Below are 14764 nucleotides of genomic sequence, written 5' to 3'. Positions count from 1 at the left end.
AACGCATTGATCAAAAAAGCTGAAACATGGTGCTGGCTAGATGGAGCAACCGGTGCAGATGGAAGCCGGATTTGTTTGCTGAAGCCAGAGAGTGGGAACAACCGTTCGCCGGGCAAGCCGCATAATCGACCACCTTGAAGGCGTCTGTCAAGACCTCTGCCCAAAATTAAGTCAGTTTCATGATCTTCCGCCACCGGCACACCTCCCTCTGATGGGTTACTCCCTTCCCATCTGCGGCCCGTATACGGATACTGATACTACTATTACTGATGAACGCATCTCGAATGCAGTAGAGCGGAGCCAAGCCATGAGCACTGAGCTTACCAATGAACTCAAACCTCTGAATATTGCTATTTTGACGGTATCTGACACACGGGGTTTCGAGCACGACACTTCCGGGCAGTTCCTCGAAGACAACGTGATTGAGGCCGGCCACCGACTGGTGTCTCGCCGGATTCTTCCGGACGACATATACCTGATACGCGCCATTATTTCACAATGGATTGCGGACCAGGACGTTCAGGCGATCATCATCACCGGCGGCACCGGCTTTCACGAACGAGACAGCACACCGGAAGCGGTCAAGCCCCTGCTGGACAAGGTCATTGAGGGTTTCGGCGAGGAATTTCGCCGGTTATCGGCGCTGGAGATCCGTTCTTCCACGATTCAGTCCCGGTCATTCGGTGGCATGGCCAACAACACCGTTATTTTCTGCCTGCCGGGTTCAACCGGTGCCTGCAGGACTGGCTGGGAAGGCATTCTGAAAGACCAGCTGGACAGCCGGCACGGCCCCTGCAACTATTCCGGACTGGTCATGCGCAAGCCAGAGCGTGCTTTCAGCCGGCTTCAGGAAGTCATTGGCAACCGCGCAGAAAAATAACCGGGAGGTACCATGGCAGGCTCTGACCTGATCTCTGTTGACGACGCTCTCAACTACATATTGAGTCGCGCCACCGCTGTCACACAATCCCAGGCGGTGCCGCTCAGCGAGTGTTTGGGGCGGGTCCTGGCCGAGAACCAGTATGTGCCGGCGGACGTTCCCCCGGCTGACAACAGCGCCGTGGATGGCTATGCGGTGTACCACTCAGACGTCGCACCCGGGCGGGCGCTGGTGGTCTCTGACCGGGTGCCGGCGGGCACGGCCCCCAAACCACTGGCGCCCGGTACCGCTGTGCGAATCTTCACCGGTTCAGAGATTCCGGAGGGCGCGAATGCGGTGGTGATGCAGGAGCGGGTGGAACGTGCCGATGACAACATCCTCATCGTGTCCGAAGTCAACGAAGGGCAGAACATCCGTCGTCGCGGCCAGGATCTGACCCAAGGGGAGCTGGCATTGCCCCGGGGCACCCTTATTCGCCCCCAAGAAATGGGCTTACTGGCCTCGATGGGCATCGCACAGGTGCCGGTACTGGACCGGTTGCGGGTGGCCATCCTGAGCACCGGCGATGAACTGGTACAACCCGGCGAGCCGCTTGCCCCCGGCCAGATTTACAACAGCAATCGCTACACCCTGCTCGGGATGCTGGCACAGGCGGGATGTGAGGCTATCCTCTGCGAGACCGTTCGGGATACTCGCGACGGCACCCGCCAAGCGCTGCAAGAGGCGGCAAGGAAAGCCGACCTGATTATCACCAGTGGCGGCGTGTCGGTGGGCGAAGAAGACCACGTGCGCGCAGTGCTCGAGGAGTCCGGCCGGCTGTCTTTATGGCGGATGGCCATCAAGCCTGGCAAACCATTGGCGTTCGGCAGCATTGACGACACGCCGGTGCTTGGGCTGCCCGGCAACCCGGCCTCTGTGTTGATTTCCTTTATGGTCATCGTGATGCCCTACGTTCGCAAACGCCAGGGGCGACCCGACGCGTTGCCGATCGGGGAGTGCCTGCCCGCAGACTTCACCACCCATTCACCGTCCATCCGACGGGAGTTTGTGCGCGCCCGCAAGACAGGCAACGGGGCCACCGCTTCCGTGTCTGCTGCCCCGAACCAGAGCTCCGGCGTGCTGAGTGCCGCTTGCTGGAGCTCCGGCCTGGCGGTGGTGCCGGAAAACAGCACCATCAATATCGGTGACCCGGTGATGTATTACTCTTACCCTGAACTGATGAGCTGATCATGACTGACCAGAACCTGACTGTTCGCTTTTTCGCACGGCTTCGCGAGGAGCTTGATACCGAGAGCCTTGAGTTGCCGGCAACTCCGGGCCAAACCGTTGAGGGCGTGTTGTCAGAACTGGCCGCTCGTGGCGGCCCCTGGGCTCAACTGCAGGGCGACCAGCCGGTCATGGCGGCCGTCAATCAGGCCATGGCCAAACCATCAACGCCAGTCACGCCGGGCGATGAAGTGGCCTTTTTTCCACCGGTGACCGGAGGTTGAAATGATTTCTATCCAGACGGAAGATTTCGATGTCGGCGCGGAATACCAGGCGCTGCGCGCCTCCGGCTCCGGCACGGGTGCGGTGGCGACCTTTTCCGGGCTGGTGCGGGACTCAGGGGACCTGTCCGGGGTGACCGGGTTATTCCTGGAGCATTATCCCGGCATGACGGAACAGGTGATTCAGGGATTGATTGATTCCGCCTCCCAGCGCTGGGATGTCCGCAAGGCGAGGGTGATTCATCGGGTCGGGCGGCTGGCGCTGTCGGATCAGATCGTGTTTGTCGGCGTTTGCAGTGCTCACCGGGGGGACGCATTTGCAGCCTGCGAATTCATCATGGATGCCCTGAAAACGTCAGCCCCGTTCTGGAAAAAAGAAATCACCGGAGACACCGAACACTGGGTTGAGCAAAAAGACTCGGACCTGGACCGCTCCAGGGCCTGGAAATAAAGCCCACCTTGCGACTGACGGCCAGCGAGGTAATTGAGGTACAAAAAAACCGCCCGTGAACCGTGTTCAGGGGCGGTTATCTTCAACAGCGGATCAGAGGTTGCTGTCGAGGAAGGCTGCCAGCTGTGATTTTGACAGGGCACCTACTTTGGTGGCGTCCACATTGCCGTTCTTGAACAGCATGAGGGTCGGGATGCCACGGATGTTGAACTTGGGCGGGGTCTGTTCGTTTTCGTCGATATTGAGTTTGCAGACCTTGAGCTTGCCGTCGTATTCGTCGGCGATTTCTTCCAGAACCGGGGCAATCATCTTGCACGGGCCGCACCATTCAGCCCAGTAGTCGACCAGTACCGGGACGTCAGATTTCAGTACGTCCTGTTCGAAAGAAGCATCGGTGACATTAACGATATTTCCGCTCATTACCTTTTCCTGATTCAGGCGCTCCGGGGCCTGTAACGCAGCCGCATCGGAGTCGCTGTTGACTGTAGCAGGCTGTACAAACCGTGATCGGAATGTCGCCTGCCCGGATTTCGTTAGACGAATACTTTACGCGATTGCCGGCCTCAATGTGAAGCAGGATCTGTGTGTACCCGGGTTGATCCGCATCAGTATTCACCGCAGCCCGTTACTGACAGCGCCCCAGGCTTTCTTTTATAGTACGGCCATTGCACCGACAAGTTCACACCATACAGGACGCCAACCCACGTGACGGCCGCATCCCCCGCCGAGAACACTACACCCTCCCCGGATATGCTGGCAGCCATTGATATGGGCTCCAACAGCTTCCACATGGTCGTGGCCCGGCTGGTCCATGGTGAAATTCGCACGGTCGAAAAGATGGGCGAGAAAGTCCAGCTTGGCGCTGGGCTGGACCCCTATAACCGGCTGACGGAAGAAGCCCAGCAAAGGGCTCTGGAATGTCTCAGCCGGTTTGCCCAGCGCCTGCAGGGCATGCCTGCCGAGGGCGTTCAGATTGTCGGTACCAACGCTTTGAGAGTGGCCCGCAACGCCCCCGAGTTCATTGCCCGGGCAGAAGAGGTCCTCGGTTACCCGGTTGAGATCATCGCGGGACGGGAAGAAGCCCGCCTGATCTACCTTGGCGTTTCCCACACCCTGGCCGATGACGAAGGTAAGCGACTGGTCATCGATATTGGCGGCGGCAGCACCGAATTCATTATCGGCCAGCGATTTGAGCCCCAGGAGCTGGAAAGCCTGCATATGGGCTGTGTGTCGTTTCGCAATCGCTATTTCCCGGACGGCAAAATTACCCGGCGGCAGATGGACAAAGCGATCACTCACGCCGAACAGGAGCTCCTGAACATCCGCCAGCACTACCGCTCGGTTGGCTGGCAGAGTGCCGTCGGTTCCTCAGGATCCATCAAGGCGATCTGCAGTGTGCTGGCCAACCTGAAGATCACCGATGGCACCCTCACCCGTGACGCAATGGAAGAGCTGCGTAAACGGCTTGTCGACATGGGCAGGGTCGAAAAACTGGCAGACCTGGGCGTGCGCCAGGACCGGCAAAGCATTTTCCCGGCCGGGTTTGCCATCCTGCTGGCGGCGTTCCGATCACTGGATATTCAAGCGATGACCTTCGCTGATGGCGCGCTGCGGGAGGGGCTGCTGTACGACATTGTAGGCCGTATCCAGCACGAGGATGTGCGGGAGCGCACCATTGCCGCGCTGCAGGAGCGCTACCATGTGGACCAGGCTCACGGCGCTGCCGTTGAGCAAACGGCTATTGCTGCATGGCAGCAAGTGGCCGATCAATGGGGCTTGCATACGTCAGCAGACGAGGATGTACTGCGCTGGGCCTGCCGGCTGCACGAGATTGGTCTGACCATCTCCCACAGCCAGTACCACAAACATGGCGCTTATCTGCTGCGTTATTCGGACTTGCCCGGGTTTACCCAGCAGTTTCAAAAAGATCTGGCCACCCTGGTGCGTGGCCATCGACGGAAATTCTCCTCCACCGTGTTCGAGGGCATAGAGCCGGAAGACAAGCCGCGCCTGCGCTACCTGTGCGTTTTGCTGCGGCTGGCCGTGTTGATCCAACACCCCAGGAATCTGGAGCAGCCACCGGAATTCGTCCTCCATGGCCATGAAAACAAGCTGGTGGTGGAGTTTCCGGAAGGCTGGCTGGATAACCGGCCACTGACCCTGGCAGACTTGGAGAACGAGCGGGATTACCTGTCCAAACAGGATTTCACCCTGGAAATCGGCACCCGGTAAACTATCCAGCCAGTTCGGCCTCCAGATTTTCCACCGTTTCGCTGACCTCCAGCCATTCGGCCTCGGCCTCCTCCAGGGCCCGCTTGAGTTCGGTCTGCTCCGCCAGCAGCGCCTTCAGGCGTACTTTCCCGCTGTCTTCGTACACCGCAGGGTCGCCCAGAGAAGCTTCCACGCCTGCCAATTGCTGCTGCAGCTGATCCATCCGGGCTTCCAGAGATACCTGTTTTTTCCGCCACGGGCTCAGCTTCTGGCGAAGTTCCGCCTCCTGGCGTTTTCTGGCCTTGCGCTCTTCGGCCGTCAATGCCTGGGCACTGCCCGCCTTCTTTTCAGCCTCTGAATCTTCAGCTACCTGGCGTTTGGGGGGCTCGTCCTCATCCTTCCTGCGGTCTGCCAGCCAGCGTTCATAGTCTTCCAGGTCGCCGTCGTATTCCTGGACTGTGCCATCCGACACCAGCCAGAACTCGTCTACGGTATTGCGTAACAGGTGCCGATCATGGGACACCACCACAATGGCACCATCAAAATTCTGCAATGCCATGGTCAGGGCCTGGCGCATCTCCAGGTCCAGGTGGTTGGTGGGCTCATCCAGCAACAGCAGGTTGGGTTTCTGCCAGGCGATCACCGCCAGGGCGACCCGGGCTTTCTCACCCCCGGAGAACGAGCGAATTGGGCTCAGGGCCTCATCGCCATGGAAATCAAAGCCGCCCAGAAAGTTCCGCACCGATTGCTCGGACGCACGGGGCGACAACCGCTGCAAATGCAGGAACGGGCTGGCATCCAGATCCAGGGCTTCCAGCTGGTGCTGGGCAAAATACCCGATGGCCAGGTGCTCGCCACAGGTACGCTCACCCGACAGAAGGGTACCGGTGCCCCGCAGGGCATCCATAAAGGTTGATTTGCCCGCACCGTTGGGGCCGAGCAAACCAATGCGCGAGCCGGGCAATAAGGTGACGTTGATATTATTCAGGATAGCCGTCTGGCCATGGCCGGCCACACCGTTGCGAATGGACAACAACGGGTTGGACACCTTGTCCGCCATCGGAAATTCAAAGCTGAAGGGCGAATCCACATGGGCTGGCGCGATTCGTTCCATGCGCTCCAGGGCCTTGACCCGGCTCTGGGCCTGGCGGGCCTTGGTAGCCTTGGCCTTGAAGCGGTCAATGAAACGCTGGATCTCGGCAATACGGGCCTGCTGGCGCTCGTAATTGGCTTGTTGCTGGGCCAGGCGCTCGCTGCGCTGCACTTCAAATGCCGAGTAGTTGCCGGTGTAGAGTTCCAGCTTTTTGTTATCAAAGTGCACCAGGTGTGTGGCCACCCGGTCCATGAAATCCCGATCATGGGAAATAAATAGCAGGGTGCCAGGGTATCGACGAAGCCAGTTCTCAAGCCACAGACAGGCGTCCAGGTCCAGGTGGTTGGTGGGCTCATCCAGCAACAGGAGGTCTGATGGCCTCATCAGGGCCTGGGCCAGATTCAGACGAATACGCCAGCCCCCTGAAAACGCCGATACTGGCCGGCCGACATCGCTGTCGGCAAACCCCAACCCACGCAGCAACGAGTCGGCCCTTCTGGGCGCAGACCAGGCTTCATGTACATCCAACTCGCCGTGCAGGCGGGCAATGGCGTGATGATCATCCCGGGCTTCCGCATCGGCCAGCTCACGCTCCATACGGCGCAACTCAAAGTCGCCATCCAGGACAAAGTCCCGGGCAGATCGCTGGCTGGCCTCAACCTCCTGCGCCATGTGGGCAATACGGCAGCCCCCTGGCAGCGACACACTGCCCTGCTCCGGCGCCAGATGGCCCAGTAAGAGCTGGAACAGGCTGGATTTTCCGGCACCATTAGCGCCAACAATCGCTACCCTCTGGCCGGGCTGCACCGTCAGGCTGACGTTTTCTAGCAACCAGACGCCGCCTCGTTGTAAACTGAGATCGGTTATCGTTAACATAGACTGTCTTTATCCATGGATTTCAGCCAGGGAAGCGCCCTGCCATGACCGTTCCGCAGACAGAATCATTGAATCTGCCCGCAACAATGGAACCGGATAATCCCCTGTGGCGTTATGCACTGGCCTGCTGGCAAAACCCGGAGCTGGCCGAGGCCTGCCTGACGTTGCAGGCCTGCGACTGGAGCGTTACCCGAATTCTCTGTGCCGGCTGGTTGGGGGTGAACGGGCACCTGTTCACTGGCGTTGAGGACGCTAAGGTAACAGAGTGGCGATCCCGTGTAACCGGCAGCATTCGTTCGGCCAGAAAATCCATTCCCCGGCATCATATTGGTTGTCGTGATCTCCGGGAAGCGCTGGCCCGGGCCGAACTGCAGGCCGAGCAAACCGAACTTGCCCTGGCCTGGCACACACTGACACCCAGGTACCCGGAGACTGGCAACATGCACGATCGCAAAGCCGCCATCCAGCAAAACCTGTTGGCTGCAGCACCGCGCCAGGAAGCAGACACCCTGGCCCCCATATCACTGGACACGCTGGCTGACCATTTGGCGGCTGCGGCAGGAGAATCCCGGCCATGATGATGAAGTGGCTTATACGGCTATCGTTTCCGGCTCTTGGTCTGTTGTTGTTGCTGATTTTTTTTGGCCTGGGGGATCCGGGCAAGGTCTCCGAGCCTGCGACCGAGGAAAAACCCGAAGCCATCCCCTCGTTTGAAGGTTTGTTGCCAGCACCTATCCCCACCGAGGGCCCGGAAATTGTCTTCAAATGGCAGGATACCGAAGGTAACTGGCATTATGCCGACCAGCCCCCGGCTCAGGGCCCCTGGAATGCACTGGCCATCGAGCGGCCAGGCAAGACCCTGCGTAACGAACGCCGGGCCGACAATGACAACGACTGGCGTTCGCCTTATCGGGCACCCTTCTCCCTGGCCCCATCGCCCGGGGATAACGGCACCTGACGCCAACGGCATCGCACTGTTACCACAGTTTCAGTGGCATCCTGCCGCTGAACCCGTTACCTTTCCTGTTTGCCAAATCCAAGTGGGCCGTCTGGCCCTGTTACACGCGCAAAGGATACCCGTATGAAGAAAACCCTGTTAGCTATCGCCATGACCGGCCTGGTTGCCGGCTGCTCTACCGCCCAGGATTCCGCAAAGGACCCCGCTCTGGACACGACGCCGGAGAAAGTCAGCTACGGTATGGGCCTGGTGCTTGGTGAGCGCATGAGCAATGACCTGCCTGACCTGCAAATGGATCAGTTCCTGCAGGGCATCCAGCACGGCCACGCCGGTGACGAGGAGACCAAGCGCCTGACCCGGGAGCAAATTCAGGAAGCACTGATGGCCTATCAGGAGGAGCTTCAGAGCCAACAGGAACAGCAATACAACGAACTGGCCAGCCAGAACCTGGAAGCCGGCGAAGCCTTCCTGGCCCAGAACGCTGAACGGGATGGTGTGGAAACCACCGAGTCCGGCCTGCAATATGAGGTCATCGAGGAAGGCGACGGCAACAACCCGACAGCTTCAGACCGTGTACAGGTACACTACACCGGCGAGCTGATCAATGGCGATGTGTTCGACAGCTCCCGTGATCGTGGCCAACCGGTTACCTTTGGCCTTAGCCAGGTAATTCCGGGCTGGACCGAAGGCCTGCAACTGATGAGCGAAGGCGCCCGCTACAAGCTCTACATTCCTGCCGATCTGGCCTACGGCCCGGGTGGCAATCAGGCCATCGGACCCAACGAAACCCTGATTTTTGATGTGGAACTGCTGGCAGTCAACCCGGAAGGCGAATAACACCGGGCAATAAAAAAACGGCCTGAACATTCAGGCCGTTTTTTTGGAAGACTCTGTTGGCTGCCCGGAATCAGGCTGAGGCCATTTTTCCAGCGTGGGCGTTATGCAGATGCTCGATCAGGAAGTCTTCCATCTCGAAGCGGCTTTCCAGCACTTCACCCAGCTTGGACATCTCAGCGAACAGTTCCTTGACGTCGGCCTCCGTCAGCAATCGCCCATCAACGCGATCGTTGAAGTTCAGGGCCACTCCGGTTGTCTGTTCGATTCGGGGGTAGACCTTTGCGGCCAGCTCCAGACCGCCATCGTTGAACTCACGGGCTTCCTGGATCAACTGTTCGTAGACCTCGAAGTGCCCGGCAGAGACATAGTCGACCAGCACCTCACAGAGACGCACAAATTTATCTCGCAGCATCTCGGTCTGGGAGAAATCGGTCTCAGTCGACAGATCGCAGTAACGCACCAACAACTCCTGGCGCTCTTTCAGCCAACGGTCGATCAGCTCGCTGACTCCGCCCCAACGCTCCCTGGCGTTTCTGCAGTTCTCCAACATGACGTCTGTCTCCCCTCAGTCAGTCTGCCTGATAAATGGCCGTTCACTTGATTGTCGTCATGACTGAATCAAGTTACCCCAAGGCCATGGTGGCCCGCAACCGTTTCAGCCCTGCAACCAGTTTTTCGGCCGGTATCGGCGGAACATCATCACCAGGCCAACCAGCACCAACAAGCTGAAGAACACGGCTGTCCAGCCAGGAATGCTCAACCCGAGAAAGCGCCAGACCACCTCGGCGCAATCACCGGTGCCTTTCAGGGCCGTCTGCAGCACCTCAAACCAGGGCAACACCTCAAGCATGTAGTCCACGGACGGGCCACAGGCGGGCACCTGATCCTCCGGCAGGCTTTGCAACCAAAGTTGCCGGCCAGCAATGCCCAGCCCGGTACCGGCGGTCAGCACCAGAAAAAAGCCATACACCCGGTTACCAAAACCGGCGGGACCATGGAGAAACGCAATCAGGGCTACCAGCCCTGCGCCCATGAAACCAAAACGCTGCAACCAGCACAACGGGCAAGGCTCCAGGCCCATGACGTGCTCCATGTAAAAGGCCACGGCCAACAGAGCTGCGCACAGAAGAAAAACGACGCCGAACACCCATCTGCTTGTCAAATCAACACCCCGGAATCATCATGTAAGCTGATGCTGCCAATCCTAACCCATGAAGAACATTGCGCCTATGACCTTTCACCGAAAATACGCCCTAACGCTGTTACTCGCTGTCGCTTCCCTGATCGCCTGGCCGGCCATGGCCGAGGAGGAGCCGGAGGAACGGGGGGTAACCGACTACATCGCCATGGAGCCGGCTTTTGTGACCCATGTGGGCGAACCCGGCAACAAGGTCATTTACCTGAAAGCGTCTGTAACCCTGCGGGCCTCGCAGGAGACGACAAGAGCTGCTGTAGAGGCCCATATGCCAAGATTACGGCACGAATTGGTAATGTTGTTCGGTGAACAGACCGACGTTGACCAGCTCACTACGCAACAGGGCCAGCAAGCGTTGAGAGGGGAGGCAGCACAGCGCATCAATGCTGCCCTGGAAGAACAGAAAACCGGTGAGCGCATCACCGGCGTCCTGTTTACGGAATTTGTGGTACAAAGGTAGGTCAGGCGATTCGGGAGAACAGGTCGTCGCTGGAGGGCTGCTCGGCAGCCACTTGGCCGGCATCATCCCAACCCGCTTCCCAGGCGGCGATGATCACCTCACCCCGATACGGGCATCGGTTTTTATCCATGCCCATGGAGCCCGCCATGTACCCCTGGCGATACGCCTTGTTGAGGGCTTCCACATCCCATCCGAGCTTGATATCTCTTGCCATGGCGCCGTCTCCTTACCTGTTGTAAACAAAAGTAACAGCAGGTAACGAAGCCGGCAAACCCTTCTGTGGTTTCTGTGCGTCACGTCCCTTTCGGGTTGTGACTCAACCACGGCTCACGAGCGAAGATACTCTTCCAGGAAGGTGGCAAACGGAAGTTTATCCGACTGTTCCTGGGCATCCTGTTCGGCCAGGGATTCCCGCGACATGCGCTGGTAATCCGCCAGCACGTCCGGAGCCAGTGGTTCGCTTCTGAGGGTTTCCTGGTGCTGCCGGGACAACGCCAGCACCCAGTCCCGGTGACCAAGCCCGGAGGCTTCCATCGACGCCAGTACGCGGGCTGATGGCACAGACCATTCCTGCCCCTGCAACTTTTCACGCTGGGCTGCCAGGGCTGAACGGTAGGTCTCGTCCTTACCCCAGCTGTCCAGCAAATCCGCCAGCGGCTGCAAGCGATCCAGCAACTCACGGGCAGCATCACCCACCGGCACCCGCTGGCCACCCTGGCACACCCCCAGCTCCTGCCAGCGGCCTGATGCCACCACATCTTTATAGTTGTCATCCAGCCGCTGACATTCGTCATCTCCGATTCGGGGAGAATCGGTCAGCAGGCAGTCAAGCAGGAACAGATCCAGAAAATCGATCTGCGCTCGGTTGACCCCTACCGGCGAGAATGGGTCCAGATCCAGACAACGTACCTCTATGTATTCAACTCCACGGGCATCCAGCGCCTGGATAGGTTTCTCAGCGCGCTCGGTGGTGCGTTTGGGACGAACGGCGCTGTAATACTCGTTCTCAATCTGCAACACACTGGTGTTGATCTGGATAAACTCGTCGTTACGACGGGTGCCAATGGCTTCATAGGCAGGCCAATTGGTATGGATAGCCTGGTCCAGGGTACGGGTGTAGGTGCTCAGCTCGTTGAAACAGATGTTGAGGGAGGCCTGGGCATTGTTGTGGTAACCCAGATCACCCATCCTCAGCGAAGTAGCGTGTTTGCCATACCAGGTTCGCTCGTCAAACCGGCTTAGGTCATGCTTCACGCCGGCAACGAAACTGGCGTCCAGGGCTGGTGATGCACCGAACAACAGCATTAACAGCCAGCTTCGGCGACGGAAATTGCGGATCAACCAAAAATACTGGTCGGATTTGAAATCCTTCAGGGCATCCTGATTGCCGGTCAGTTGCTGCCACTTACGCCAGAAACTGTCGGGTAACGACAGGTTGTAGTGGGCCCCGGCAATACTCTGCATGATGCGACCGTAACGCACAGCCAACCCCTGCCGATAGACATGCTTGAGCTGGCCAATGTTGGAGCGGCCATACTCAGCGATGGGAATGCTCTGATCGCCATCAATCTCACAGGGCATGCTGGCCGACCAGAACACTTCGTCACCGAGATTCTGCTGGACAAACCGGTGGGTGTCTCGCAGCGATGCCAGCATCGCCTCAGTAGAGCTGAAAACCGGGGTGATCAGCTCGAGCAGGGCTTCGGAATAATCGGTGGTAATCCGTGGATGGGTCAGGGCCGAGCCCAGCGCCTCCGGGTGCGGTGTCTGGGCAATGAAACCATTGGCATCCACGCGAAGGCCTTCTTTTTCGACCCCTTTGAGAAAACCGTCCCAATCGCTGGCCGCAAACTGGTGAAACAGGGAGTGGCGGGATTCAGCCATGGTGAGCTCCTGTTGGCGCGATTGCCCCCTTGTGAGGGGCAACCGCGTTGAATCGATGAGGTGATTTAACGACCGTTCTTGCGGGCAGAGGCCAGCGCCTGCGCCAAAGCGCCTGCCATAGCGCCCTGCGTCTGGCCTTGACCACCCTGGGGTTTGCGACCACCGGAGCGACCTGCGTTGCGGTCGGCGCCCCGGGCTGGCTTGGCCTGGGTCTCGGCACCGGGCTGGTCATCCATACGCATGGACAGCCCGATCCGTTTACGGGGAATGTCCACTTCCATCACTTTGACCTTAACAATATCACCGGCCTTGACCACTTCGCGCGGGTCTTTTACGAAAGTATGAGACAAGGCGGAGATGTGCACCAGGCCATCCTGGTGAACGCCAATGTCGACAAAGGCACCGAAGTTGGTGACGTTGGTTACCGAACCTTCCAGCACCATGCCCGGTTTCAGGTCATTCAGGGTTTCCACCCCTTCCTCGAAGTTGGCAAAGCGGAACTCGGGGCGCGGGTCGCGGCCCGGCTTTTCCAGTTCGGAGATGATGTCTTTGATGGTTGGCAGGCCAAACTGTTCGGTAACGTAGTCCTTAGGGTTCAGGCTGCGCAGAAACGCCGAGTCGCCAATGATGTCTTCCACCTTGCGACCATTACCCTTCGCGATGGCCTCAACCACACCGTAGGCTTCCGGGTGCACCGAGGAACGGTCCAGCGGGTTGTCGCCGCCAGCAATACGCAGGAAGCCAGCCGCCTGCTCAAAGGTGCGCTCACCCAGGCGGGAGACCTTCAACAGCTGCTTGCGACTGACAAACTTGCCGTTCTGGTTGCGGAAATCGACGATATTCTGGGCAATGCTCGGGTTAAGGCCGGATACCCGGGTAAGCAGAGGCACGGAAGCCGTATTCAGGTCGACACCAACGCCGTTTACACAGTCTTCAACCACCGCATCCAGGCTACGGGACAGCTGCACCTGGGAAACGTCATGCTGGTACTGGCCAACCCCAATGGACTTGGGTTCGATCTTTACCAGTTCCGCCAGCGGGTCCTGCAGGCGGCGGGCGATGGACACCGCACCACGGATGGTAACGTCCAGGTCCGGCAGCTCCTTTGAGGCAAATTCCGAGGCGGAGTAGATGGACGCACCGGATTCGTTCACCACAATACGGGCCAGCTTCAGTTCCGGATAGCGTTTGCACAGGTCGCCCACCAGCTTCTCGGTTTCCCGGGACGCGGTGCCGTTGCCGATGGCGACCAGCTCAATCTGGTATTTCTGGCACCAGGCCGCCAGTTGGGCAATGGAGGGCTCCCATTTGTTCTGGGGCGCATGGGGGAAGATGGCCCCGTGGTCCACCACCTGGCCGGTGCCATCGATCACCGCGACTTTCACGCCGGTACGCAAACCGGGGTCCAGGCCCAGGGTTGGCCGGGGGCCGGCCGGGGCCAGCAACAACAGGTCTTTGAGGTTGGCGGCAAACACGTTGATGGCTTCGGCCTCAGCGGCTTCTCTTACCTGAGACATCAGGTCGGTTTCAATCTGGGTAGAGAGCTTCACCCGCCAGGTCCAGCGCACCACTTCCGACAGCCATTTGTCGGCGGCCCGGCCGTTATCCCGAATACCCCAGCGGGCGGCAATGCGCTGCTCGGCAGGATGGGGCTGGCGGCGATCATCTTCGACATCCCCCACCACCAGCGAGTAAGTCAGTATGCCTTCGTTACGTCCGCGCAGAATGGCCAGGGCCCGGTGTGACGGTACCTTTTTCAGGGGTTCCACGTGATCGAAATAATCCCGGAACTTGGCGCCTTCGTTCTCCTTGCCGTCCACTACGGTGACTTTCAACTGACCTTCCTGCCAGATGAAGTCACGCAGCGAACCCAGCAACTCGGCGTCTTCGGCAAACCGCTCCATAAGAATGTGGCGGGCGCCTTCCAGCGCGGCTTTGGTGTCTTCCACGCCAGCTTCCGGGTTCAGGTAACCGGCGGCGGTGGCTTCCGGGTCCAGCGTAGGGTCGCCAAACAGGGCGTCAGCCAAGGGCTCCAGCCCGGCTTCACGGGCAATCTGGGCCTTGGTGCGGCGCTTGGGCTTGTAGGGCAGATACAGATCTTCCAGGCGGTTCTTGGTGTCTGCCTCCTGGATGGCTGCGCGCAGCTCATCGGTAAGCTTGCCCTGCTCATCAATGCTGTTGAGGATGGTGCCGCGGCGGTCTTCCAGCTCGCGCAGGTAACGAAGACGCTCTTCCAGGGTTCGCAGCTGGTTGTCATCCAGCGAGCCGGTCACCTCTTTCCGGTAACGGGCAATAAACGGAACGGTGGCCCCTTCATCCAGCAAGGCAACGGTGGCATTAACCTGTTGCTCGCGTACGCCGAGTTCGTCGGCAATGCGCCGGGAGATACTGTTCATGCAACCTCTGTGTATTATCGCGTTCGGAATTAATGC

Annotated in this window: 16 protein-coding genes; 9 read left to right on the top strand and 7 right to left on the bottom strand. The window is 59.1% G+C overall.

The features are described 5' to 3' along the window. Nucleotides 1-307: 307 nt before the first annotated feature. Genes moaB through ACNSOI_RS01955 form a run of 4 tightly spaced genes read left to right on the top strand, consistent with a single transcriptional unit; the run spans nucleotide 308 to nucleotide 2818 of the window. Nucleotides 308-880 (top strand): molybdenum cofactor biosynthesis protein B, encoded by a 573-nt coding sequence (gene moaB / locus ACNSOI_RS01970; protein ID WP_420195003.1) that lies wholly within the window; start codon nucleotides 308-310, stop codon nucleotides 878-880. 12 nt (nucleotides 881-892) lie between these two features. Next, nucleotides 893-2107 (top strand): gephyrin-like molybdotransferase Glp, encoded by a 1215-nt coding sequence (gene glp / locus ACNSOI_RS01965; protein WP_420195002.1) that lies wholly within the window; start codon nucleotides 893-895, stop codon nucleotides 2105-2107. Nucleotides 2108-2109: 2 nt separating this feature from the next. Next, complete coding sequence (gene moaD / locus ACNSOI_RS01960) at nucleotides 2110-2370, top strand: molybdopterin converting factor subunit 1 (RefSeq protein WP_061332511.1); 261 nt, start codon at nucleotides 2110-2112, stop codon at nucleotides 2368-2370. Nucleotide 2371: 1 nt separating this feature from the next. Continuing rightward, nucleotides 2372-2818, top strand: coding sequence for a molybdenum cofactor biosynthesis protein MoaE (locus ACNSOI_RS01955; protein WP_420195001.1), 447 nt, complete (start codon nucleotides 2372-2374; stop codon nucleotides 2816-2818). Between the two features lie 93 nt (nucleotides 2819-2911). Here ACNSOI_RS01955 and trxA read toward each other — a convergent pair whose 3' ends face one another. Then, on the bottom strand, nucleotides 2912-3238 hold the full coding sequence (gene trxA / locus ACNSOI_RS01950) for a thioredoxin TrxA (RefSeq protein ID WP_011784020.1): 327 nt from the start codon (nucleotides 3236-3238) through the stop codon (nucleotides 2912-2914). Nucleotides 3239-3568: 330 nt separating this feature from the next. Between trxA and ppx the strand changes: the two genes are divergently transcribed. Next, nucleotides 3569-5050, top strand: a complete 1482-nt coding sequence (gene ppx / locus ACNSOI_RS01945; RefSeq protein ID WP_420195698.1) for an exopolyphosphatase — start codon at nucleotides 3569-3571, stop codon at nucleotides 5048-5050. A gap of 1 nt (nucleotide 5051) precedes the next feature. On the opposite strand, the gene ACNSOI_RS01940 is transcribed toward ppx, so the two are convergent. Next, nucleotides 5052-6998 (bottom strand): ATP-binding cassette domain-containing protein, encoded by a 1947-nt coding sequence (locus tag ACNSOI_RS01940; RefSeq protein ID WP_420195000.1) that lies wholly within the window; start codon nucleotides 6996-6998, stop codon nucleotides 5052-5054. A 44-nt stretch (nucleotides 6999-7042) separates the two neighbouring features. Between ACNSOI_RS01940 and ACNSOI_RS01935 the strand changes: the two genes are divergently transcribed. The 3 genes from ACNSOI_RS01935 to ACNSOI_RS01925 all read left to right on the top strand — a co-directional run bounded on the left by ACNSOI_RS01935 (nucleotide 7043) and on the right by ACNSOI_RS01925 (nucleotide 8793). After that, nucleotides 7043-7576: a DUF2390 domain-containing protein gene (locus ACNSOI_RS01935; RefSeq protein WP_420194999.1), complete on the top strand. Its 534-nt coding sequence runs from the start codon at nucleotides 7043-7045 to the stop codon at nucleotides 7574-7576. Further along, nucleotides 7573-7956 (top strand): DUF4124 domain-containing protein, encoded by a 384-nt coding sequence (locus ACNSOI_RS01930; RefSeq protein WP_420194998.1) that lies wholly within the window; start codon nucleotides 7573-7575, stop codon nucleotides 7954-7956. Before ACNSOI_RS01935 ends, ACNSOI_RS01930 begins: the two co-directional genes overlap by 4 nt. A gap of 123 nt (nucleotides 7957-8079) precedes the next feature. Then, complete coding sequence (locus ACNSOI_RS01925; RefSeq protein ID WP_420194997.1) at nucleotides 8080-8793, top strand: FKBP-type peptidyl-prolyl cis-trans isomerase; 714 nt, start codon at nucleotides 8080-8082, stop codon at nucleotides 8791-8793. Between the two features lie 70 nt (nucleotides 8794-8863). Here the strand turns inward: ACNSOI_RS01925 and rsd are convergent, their stop codons facing one another. Further along, complete coding sequence (gene rsd, locus ACNSOI_RS01920) at nucleotides 8864-9343, bottom strand: sigma D regulator (RefSeq protein WP_420194996.1); 480 nt, start codon at nucleotides 9341-9343, stop codon at nucleotides 8864-8866. Nucleotides 9344-9448: 105 nt separating this feature from the next. Next, nucleotides 9449-9955: a disulfide bond formation protein B gene (locus ACNSOI_RS01915; protein WP_072678674.1), complete on the bottom strand. Its 507-nt coding sequence runs from the start codon at nucleotides 9953-9955 to the stop codon at nucleotides 9449-9451. 67 nt (nucleotides 9956-10022) lie between these two features. On the opposite strand from ACNSOI_RS01915, the gene ACNSOI_RS01910 reads away from it, so the two are divergent. After that, nucleotides 10023-10448 (top strand): flagellar basal body-associated FliL family protein, encoded by a 426-nt coding sequence (locus tag ACNSOI_RS01910; protein WP_061333486.1) that lies wholly within the window; start codon nucleotides 10023-10025, stop codon nucleotides 10446-10448. A 1-nt stretch (nucleotide 10449) separates the two neighbouring features. On the opposite strand, the gene rmf is transcribed toward ACNSOI_RS01910, so the two are convergent. The 3 genes from rmf to ACNSOI_RS01895 all read right to left on the bottom strand — a co-directional run bounded on the left by rmf (nucleotide 10450) and on the right by ACNSOI_RS01895 (nucleotide 14728). Beyond that, nucleotides 10450-10662 carry a ribosome modulation factor gene (gene rmf / locus ACNSOI_RS01905; protein ID WP_058091935.1) on the bottom strand — a complete coding sequence of 71 codons (213 nt, stop codon included), beginning with the start codon at nucleotides 10660-10662 and terminating at the stop codon, nucleotides 10450-10452. 113 nt (nucleotides 10663-10775) lie between these two features. Beyond that, on the bottom strand, nucleotides 10776-12332 hold the full coding sequence (gene gshA, locus ACNSOI_RS01900; protein WP_420194995.1) for a glutamate--cysteine ligase: 1557 nt from the start codon (nucleotides 12330-12332) through the stop codon (nucleotides 10776-10778). 65 nt (nucleotides 12333-12397) lie between these two features. After that, nucleotides 12398-14728: a Tex family protein gene (locus ACNSOI_RS01895; protein ID WP_420194994.1), complete on the bottom strand. Its 2331-nt coding sequence runs from the start codon at nucleotides 14726-14728 to the stop codon at nucleotides 12398-12400. Nucleotides 14729-14764: the final 36 nt, after the last annotated feature.

Origin of the sequence: Marinobacter sp. GH_1, from assembly GCF_048595985.1 — a bacterium.
Classification (GTDB): domain Bacteria; phylum Pseudomonadota; class Gammaproteobacteria; order Pseudomonadales; family Oleiphilaceae; genus Marinobacter; species Marinobacter shengliensis.
The sequence above is the reverse complement of the archived record's forward strand: the minus strand, read 5'-3'. Positions and strand labels throughout refer to the sequence as shown.

What these genes read in the sequence shown, in the direction of transcription:
- moaB (WP_420195003.1), top strand. Translation starts at nt 308, where the DNA reads ATGAGCACTGAGCTTACCAATGAACTCAAACCTCTGAATATTGCTATT.
- glp (WP_420195002.1), top strand. Translation starts at nt 893, where the DNA reads ATGGCAGGCTCTGACCTGATCTCTGTTGACGACGCTCTCAACTACATA.
- moaD (WP_061332511.1), top strand. Translation starts at nt 2,110, where the DNA reads ATGACTGACCAGAACCTGACTGTTCGCTTTTTCGCACGGCTTCGCGAG.
- ACNSOI_RS01955 (WP_420195001.1), top strand. Translation starts at nt 2,372, where the DNA reads ATGATTTCTATCCAGACGGAAGATTTCGATGTCGGCGCGGAATACCAG.
- trxA (WP_011784020.1), bottom strand. Translation starts at nt 3,238, where the DNA reads ATGAGCGGAAATATCGTTAATGTCACCGATGCTTCTTTCGAACAGGAC.
- ppx (WP_420195698.1), top strand. Translation starts at nt 3,569, where the DNA reads ATGCTGGCAGCCATTGATATGGGCTCCAACAGCTTCCACATGGTCGTG.
- ACNSOI_RS01940 (WP_420195000.1), bottom strand. Translation starts at nt 6,998, where the DNA reads ATGTTAACGATAACCGATCTCAGTTTACAACGAGGCGGCGTCTGGTTG.
- ACNSOI_RS01935 (WP_420194999.1), top strand. Translation starts at nt 7,043, where the DNA reads ATGACCGTTCCGCAGACAGAATCATTGAATCTGCCCGCAACAATGGAA.
- ACNSOI_RS01930 (WP_420194998.1), top strand. Translation starts at nt 7,573, where the DNA reads ATGATGATGAAGTGGCTTATACGGCTATCGTTTCCGGCTCTTGGTCTG.
- ACNSOI_RS01925 (WP_420194997.1), top strand. Translation starts at nt 8,080, where the DNA reads ATGAAGAAAACCCTGTTAGCTATCGCCATGACCGGCCTGGTTGCCGGC.
- rsd (WP_420194996.1), bottom strand. Translation starts at nt 9,343, where the DNA reads ATGTTGGAGAACTGCAGAAACGCCAGGGAGCGTTGGGGCGGAGTCAGC.
- ACNSOI_RS01910 (WP_061333486.1), top strand. Translation starts at nt 10,023, where the DNA reads ATGACCTTTCACCGAAAATACGCCCTAACGCTGTTACTCGCTGTCGCT.
- rmf (WP_058091935.1), bottom strand. Translation starts at nt 10,662, where the DNA reads ATGGCAAGAGATATCAAGCTCGGATGGGATGTGGAAGCCCTCAACAAG.
- gshA (WP_420194995.1), bottom strand. Translation starts at nt 12,332, where the DNA reads ATGGCTGAATCCCGCCACTCCCTGTTTCACCAGTTTGCGGCCAGCGAT.
- ACNSOI_RS01895 (WP_420194994.1), bottom strand. Translation starts at nt 14,728, where the DNA reads ATGAACAGTATCTCCCGGCGCATTGCCGACGAACTCGGCGTACGCGAG.